Raw genomic sequence first — 6,680 nt, 5'->3', positions numbered from 1 at the left:
CATTGCGCCTACCTGTTCTGTAATAAACGTGGCCATCGTATGAAAGTGCTGGTACATGATGGACTGGGCATCTGGCTGTGTGCCAGGCGGCTGGAACAGGGAAAATTCCACTGGGCTCAAGTTCACCAAGGTGAAACCGTGGTCCTCAACCCGGAACAGTTACAGGCATTAATCCAGGGTTTGCCCTGGCAGCGCATTGGACGACAGCAAGTGGTAACAATGCTCTAAACCAAGCTCGGCTATTCTGCTATTCTCCAAACGTTCTATTTCATTCTCTTCATGACCTCAGGCATACTGCGGTCATGAATACGCTGCCTGACTTAAGCCAACTGACCCATGAACAACTGCTGGAATTTACCCGGCAGTTGGCGATGCAGCATCAGTCTCTAGCACAATCAAACCAGCAATTAGATGCCAGAGTTCAACATCTTGAAGTCACCAATCAGCAATTAGATTCTACTCGCACTATTTAAACAGCACAAATTCGGCAGTAAAAACGAACATCTAACCGCAAAACAAATCCATCTGTGGGATGAAGCGGTCGAAGAAGATATCGCAGCAGTTGATCTGGAACTGGAGCGGCTGAATGCAGATAAAACCGATGCAGCGACACAGAAAGCCACAGTCAACAAACCTAAACGTCGACCACTGCCAGATCACCTGCCAACCCTCCGTATTGAGCACGAACCTGCCTCAACGCAATGCAGCTGTGGCTGCACATTGCGTCGTATCGGCGAAGATATCAGTGAAAAACTAAATTTCAGGCCGGCACAGTTCTATAAGGAACAACATATCCGTGGTAAATGGGTCTGTGATCAGTGTGACATCCTGACTCAACAAGCGATGCCTGCGTATGTTATTGATAAAGGAATCGCTACACCTGAATTGCTCAGCCATGTGCTGGTTTCCAAATACGCTGATCATTTACCGCTATATCGTCAACGTCAAATCTTTCTACGCGCAGGTGTTGATCTTTCCAGATCCACATTATCTGACTGGATTGGACGCTGTGGGGTAGAACTTGAACCTCTGACCAATGCCTTAAAACAGCTTGTGCTGCAACAACAGGTGCTGCATGCAGATGAAACACCAGTCATCATCATGCAGATGGGGGATGATGAGAAAAAACCGAAGAAAGGTTATATCTGGGCCTATGCCACCACACAGTACAATCCAGTTCAGGCGGTGATCTATGACTTTCAAGATAGCCGTTCAGGTCAGCATGCTGAAGAGTTCCTGAAAGGCTGGCAGGGGCATCTGGTCTGTGATGATTACAGTGGTTATAAAGCACGCTTTAAATCAGGCGATGTCATTGAGGTGGGCTGCATGGCGCATGCACGTCGTAAATTCCATGAACTGCATGTGACCGGGAAAAGTCAGATCGCTGAACAGGCATTACTGATGATTCAGAGACTGTATGCGATAGAAGCAGAACTCAGGAAAAAGACGGATGGTACAGCAGAACACCGCCGCGAATACCGGCAACAGTATAGTCAACCGGTGATGCAACAACTATATGAGTGGCTCAACCAACATCAGCTGACGGTGCCATCGAGTTCCCCAACTGCCCGAGCGATCAACTACAGCCTAAAATGCTGGCCAGCCTTAAGTCGCTATCTGGATAATGGCAATTTGCCCATTGATAATAATTGGTTGGAAAATCAGATGCGTCCCTGGGCCTTGGGACGTAAGAACTGGCTATTTGCAGGTTCGCTGCGTAGTGGTCAACGAGCGGCCAATATCATGACCCTGATCCAGTCAGCAAAACTGAATGGGCTGGATCCGTATGCCTATCTCAGTGATGTGCTGAAAAGGTTACCGACCCATAAAGTGACCCAAATAGAAGAATTACTGCCACACCGCTGGAAATCCAACCCAAGTTAAAAAATAGCTATGGGGTTCAGCGCACGCTTACCTTTGAAGCCGAGTTGGCAGAATTTGATGGTGAAGATGATCATGTCCATCTACTTGTGCATTATCCGCCAAAGGTCGCTATTTCTAGCTTGGTAAATAGTTTAAAAGGTGCTTCCAGTCGTATTTTACGAACCAAGCACCCTGAAATTAGAAGCAAGTTATGGGGTAATGCTTTGTGGTCGCCTAGCTATTTCGCTGCATCATGTGATGGTACACCTATTGGGATTATCAAACAATATATTCAGCAACAGCAAACTCCGCATTAGCAATCCTAGCTAATCCCCACAAGGGGACTAGCGGATTGCAGCCTTACATCCCCGCCCTGAAGGTATAGATATCTACACATCTTCGTGTGGATACCCCAACGCAATTTTAGCCATTTCCTTTAACTCATCCACCGAATAACTTTCCAGTAGCTTCAAGGTGTTTAATAAGATTGAAAGTCCAGCAAGTATTGATGGTGCACTTTCTCTTTTCCCTCGCTTTTGCTGTCGCCCAGATAGTCGTGTTAGTACGGCTCTTACTCGAGTAGTTTGTTCATCATTACAGCGTTGTATTCGCCATGTCAGTACGCAGGCCATACTCGCAACAAGTAGTTTTCTTAAAATTGCTTGAGGGGTCGTTTGGAGCCACGATTCAACATCATGACCCGCTTGTTTTAGAAGCTTGAAGTAGCTTTCAATTGACCAACGCCAAATTGACGATCCAACAAGTTAGGCGCTGTAGGCAAACGATGGTTTGAATCAGTCGTATGCTTGTATTTACGTGCAATCCTGCTACGTAAACCAAGCTTTTTAAGCATTCTTCCAACGGTTCGTTCGCTCATGCTGTAACCTAAATCATGCATGTCATGTACCAATGAAGGTGCACCCAATCGTGCATGATGCTGCCAATATACGGCTTTTAAATCATTATATTTCTGCGCTAGATTGGCCTGGCATTTTCGCCAGGCATAATAGCCTGAAGTGCTGACACCCAGGCATTTACAGGCAGAAGATACAGTGACTTCATTCACATCCAGATCTTGAATTACCGTGTACTTTTCTTGGCATGATCTGTCAGAAAGTACACATGCGCTTTTTTTAAGATGTCATTGGCGTCCCTGAGCTGTTTGACTTCTTTCTCTAATTCTAAAATCTGCTGTTGTTCTGATGAAAGTTGGCGTTTGCTTGAACCCACTGGATTGGCTTCACGAATCCATTTATCCAATGTTGAATAACCAACACCTAATTTCTGGGCGATTGCAGCTATAGGTTCGTGGGGGTTTGAAAGTGCATAATCAATCGCTTGCTGTTTAAATTCAGGACTAAAACGTTTAGCCATTTCTTGAATCTCCAAAGATTAAAGTTACGTTATCTTTAGAGGGACGTGCTGTCCATTATTTTGGCTAGGATCATAGATACCTATACCCTGAAGGCGAGGTTTTACGGCTATACTGATAAAAAGATATCTCTAAAAGGACTATTTTGTGCACTTTTAAGGATAACCCATATCCACCCTCCACAGATCAAGCTCAAAATCTCCATGCTATCTCCACAGTTATTTGGTACAAAAAGCCAAATGATTTATATTTGATGTTTAAATGTCAATTTAGCCCAAATTTGTTTATAATTTTGTAAATTATGTGACACAGTTCTACTTTTTTATTTGTGAAATCGGTTAAATTGAAACTAGATTACCAATGACTTTAATAAAAATCTGTTCCAATACCATGTTGAGAGGGGGGAAAAGGACATGAAAGCAACATTTTTACATACCGTTACGTTGAGTATCGGCTTGGCTTGTTTTAGCCAACTGGGACATAGTGCAGCCATTCAAAGCAATGACAAAGCGACGATGCCCACTGAGAAAACATCGTTGATTGAAAAAGCGATCAGTCAACAAAAAGGCAGTGACCGAACCACGATGACGGATAATGATTTAAAAATCATGACCTCAATCAAAGTTGCACCGACACAAAATTTCTTTGCTACACAAAACCAGCGCTTTAGCCGTTTTGTGCAATCATTGTTCCTCTAAACTAAAAATAAGCCACAGTGTCGTAACCACTCTCAAGTTATGACATTTGCGTACTAAAGCCTGATCACTGAATGTTGAATTAAGCATTAAGTGGTCGGGCTTTTTCGTTATAATAGACCTCAATTTACATTCTGAATCATAATTGGCTATGACTGTTCGTACTCGTATTGCACCCTCTCCAACTGGCTTCCCGCATGTGGGCACAGCGTATATTGCGTTATTTAACTTATGCTATGCCAAGCAACATGGTGGTGAATTTATTCTGCGTATCGAAGATACCGACCAACTTCGTTCGACTCCTGAATCGGAAAAAATGATTTTAGATTCATTGCGTTGGTTAGGATTGAATTGGTCTGAAGGTCCGGACATTGGCGGGCCATATGCACCGTATCGCCAGTCTGAACGCATGCATATTTATAAACAATATGCACTGGATTTGGTTGAAAAAGGTCATGCGTTCTACTGCTTTGCTACGAGCGAAGAGTTGGATCAAATGCGTGCAGAACAACAGGCCCGTGGTGAAACACCAAAGTACGATGGTCGTGGTTTAAAATTATCTGCTGAAGAAGTTCAAAGTCGCCTTGCTGCAGGTGAGCCACACGTGATTCGTATGAAAGTGCCCGAAGAAGGCATTTGTACAGTCAATGACTTACTGCGCGGGGAAGTAGAAATCCCTTGGGCACAAGTGGACATGCAAGTCTTGCTTAAAACCGATGGTTTACCGACATATCACCTTGCCAATGTGGTCGATGACCATTTGATGCAAATCACCCACGTTTTCCGTGGTGAAGAATGGTTGCCTTCTGCACCTAAACATCAGTTGCTGTATCAATACTTTGGTTGGGAAATGCCTGTACTGGGTCATATGCCATTACTACGTAACCCAGACAAATCAAAACTGTCGAAACGTAAGAACCCAACCTCTATTAACTACTACAAAAATATTGGTGTCTTGCCTGAAGCCTTGTTGAATTACTTAGGCCGTATGGGCTGGTCGATGCCAGATGAACGCGAAAAATTCACATTGGCCGAGATGATTGAACACTTTGACATTCAACGTGTATCCCTCGGTGGTCCAATTTTTGATGTGGAAAAACTGAATTGGCTCAATGGTCAATGGATCAAAGGCTTAAGCCCTGCTGAACTGTTAGATACCTTATTGGCATGGAAAGCAGATCGTAAGATGCTCGAAGACATCGCCGCAGCAATTCAACCTCGTATCAACTTACTTTCAGAAGCGGTGAACTGGTCTGCGCATTACTTTAACCAGTTCCCAAGCTTGACCAAAGAACAGTTTGAAAGCAAGAAACTGAGCGAAGAACAAGTTCGTCAAAGTCTGCAATTTGCGATTTGGCGTTTGGAAAGCATGTTCACATGGAACAATGACACCGTAAGTCAAACCTTGATGGACTTAGCCAACCAAATGGAAATTAAGCTCCGTGACTTTATGCCAGCGTTCTTTATTGCGATTGCCGGTTCAACCGCTTCGACTCCAGTGATGCAAACCATGGTCACCATTGGCCCTGACTTAACCTTCGCGCGCTTACGTCATGCCCTTGAAATTGTCGGTGGTCCAAGCAAAAAAGAAGCAAAAGTTTGGGAAAAACTCAATGAAAGCCTAAAATTGCCGAAAAATGACGCAGTTGATGAAGCTTAATTGATTTTTTAGTTGACGCATGGGCGTTATATCCCTAATATAGCGCTCACACAGAGAGACGGTGTTAACCACTCAACGTGATGCCTCAATAAGTCCCTATCGTCTAGAGGCCTAGGACATCGCCCTTTCACGGCGGTAACCGGGGTTCGAATCCCCGTAGGGACGCCATATTTAAGATGGCAACATCTGGTAAAAAACCCAAGCATTATGACTTGGGTTTTTTATTGCCTCAAAATTATCAGCACTTCATTACCACGCTTTTTTGGCTTTCTGCTCCAATCCGATTAGAATACGGCATAGATTCGAATTTTGGAGTTGTAATGCAATATCGTTGTCCTCAATGTCAAAGCCCAAAAATTATGCCAGTTGCTCAAGCAGGGGTTCCAGCAACGCGCCCTGTTGTGCCTAAAAGTCTGGTTTTTTTGGTTCCAGCCATTTTTGTATTATTACTTTTGGTGCTCATTAGCATCGCAATGTGGCTATTTGGGGATGGCGCTGGCTCAACACTACAAATTGCAACGGTTGTGGTTTTCATCGTGTGTGTAATTGCAGGCTTCTTATTTTACCGCGATCTTCCTGATTTTAAGATTTCAATGCAAGGCTTCATGCAGTCTCAGAAAAAATGGAAATGCCGCGAATGCGACCATGAGTGGGAAATCTAAGCCTTAACTTAGAACCTGCATCCAAAAAGGGAGTCTATGTACAAAGTTCAACATCTTTCTATTCTCAATCAAAAATACGAGCATGAACTGGCGCTGTTTAAAAAGCACAAATTCGCCCAAAAGAATGAACACTTAACGGCAAAACAAATCCATCTGTGGGATGAAGCGGTTGAAGAAGATATTGCCGCGGTTGATCTAGAACTGGAACGGCTAAATGCAGATAAAACCAATGCAGCGACACAGAAAGCCAAAACCAATAAACCTAAACGTCGACCACTGCCAGATCATCTACACACCATCCGTATTGAGCATGAACCTGCATCAACCCAATGTGCTTGTGGCTGCCAACTCCGTCGTATCGGCGAAGATGTCAGTGAAAAACTGCATTTCAGACCGGCACAGTTCTATAAGGAACAGCATGTGCGTGG

General features: G+C 44.0%; 5 protein-coding genes, 1 tRNA gene and 4 pseudogenes. 8 read left to right on the top strand and 2 right to left on the bottom strand.

The window, feature by feature from the left end:
- The 3 genes and pseudogenes from tnpB to tnpA all read left to right on the top strand — a co-directional run.
- Nucleotides 1-228, top strand: a 228-nt coding sequence (gene tnpB / locus ACY3FQ_RS01225) for an IS66 family insertion sequence element accessory protein TnpB (protein ID WP_489773525.1), incomplete at its 5' end; no start/stop codon positions are given.
- Nucleotides 229-302: 74 nt separating this feature from the next.
- Nucleotides 303-1,884: pseudogene (gene tnpC / locus ACY3FQ_RS01220) on the top strand (IS66 family transposase).
- 32 nt (nucleotides 1,885-1,916) lie between these two features.
- Nucleotides 1,917-2,180: pseudogene (gene tnpA / locus ACY3FQ_RS01215) on the top strand (IS200/IS605 family transposase); the annotation flags it as partial.
- 72 nt (nucleotides 2,181-2,252) lie between these two features.
- On the opposite strand, the gene ACY3FQ_RS01210 reads toward tnpA, so the two are convergent.
- Both ACY3FQ_RS01210 and ACY3FQ_RS01205 read right to left on the bottom strand, forming a co-directional pair.
- Nucleotides 2,253-2,495, bottom strand: a complete 243-nt coding sequence (locus ACY3FQ_RS01210; RefSeq protein WP_026056400.1) for a hypothetical protein — start codon at nucleotides 2,493-2,495, stop codon at nucleotides 2,253-2,255.
- Between the two features lie 101 nt (nucleotides 2,496-2,596).
- Nucleotides 2,597-3,237: pseudogene (locus ACY3FQ_RS01205) on the bottom strand (transposase); the annotation flags it as partial.
- Between the two features lie 411 nt (nucleotides 3,238-3,648).
- On the opposite strand from ACY3FQ_RS01205, the gene ACY3FQ_RS01200 reads away from it, so the two are divergent.
- From ACY3FQ_RS01200 to ACY3FQ_RS01180, 5 genes and pseudogenes are all read left to right on the top strand, one after another.
- Nucleotides 3,649-3,933, top strand: coding sequence for a hypothetical protein (locus ACY3FQ_RS01200; protein WP_176538368.1), 285 nt, complete (start codon nucleotides 3,649-3,651; stop codon nucleotides 3,931-3,933).
- 148 nt (nucleotides 3,934-4,081) lie between these two features.
- On the top strand, nucleotides 4,082-5,590 hold the full coding sequence (gene gltX, locus ACY3FQ_RS01195) for a glutamate--tRNA ligase (RefSeq protein ID WP_005401371.1): 1,509 nt from the start codon (nucleotides 4,082-4,084) through the stop codon (nucleotides 5,588-5,590).
- A 92-nt stretch (nucleotides 5,591-5,682) separates the two neighbouring features.
- Nucleotides 5,683-5,758, top strand: a tRNA-Glu gene (locus ACY3FQ_RS01190).
- A gap of 152 nt (nucleotides 5,759-5,910) precedes the next feature.
- Complete coding sequence (locus ACY3FQ_RS01185; RefSeq protein WP_005401372.1) at nucleotides 5,911-6,252, top strand: hypothetical protein; 342 nt, start codon at nucleotides 5,911-5,913, stop codon at nucleotides 6,250-6,252.
- Between the two features lie 42 nt (nucleotides 6,253-6,294).
- A pseudogene (locus ACY3FQ_RS01180) lies at nucleotides 6,295-6,680 on the top strand (IS66 family transposase); the annotation flags it as partial.

It is taken from the genome of Acinetobacter sp. AB03 (assembly GCF_058107045.1).
The sequence above is the reverse complement of the archived record's forward strand: the minus strand, read 5'-3'. Positions and strand labels throughout refer to the sequence as shown.

What these genes read in the sequence shown, in the direction of transcription:
- gltX (WP_005401371.1), top strand. Translation starts at nt 4,082, where the DNA reads ATGACTGTTCGTACTCGTATTGCACCCTCTCCAACTGGCTTCCCGCAT.
- ACY3FQ_RS01200 (WP_176538368.1), top strand. Translation starts at nt 3,649, where the DNA reads ATGAAAGCAACATTTTTACATACCGTTACGTTGAGTATCGGCTTGGCT.
- ACY3FQ_RS01185 (WP_005401372.1), top strand. Translation starts at nt 5,911, where the DNA reads ATGCAATATCGTTGTCCTCAATGTCAAAGCCCAAAAATTATGCCAGTT.
- ACY3FQ_RS01210 (WP_026056400.1), bottom strand. Translation starts at nt 2,495, where the DNA reads ATGGCCTGCGTACTGACATGGCGAATACAACGCTGTAATGATGAACAA.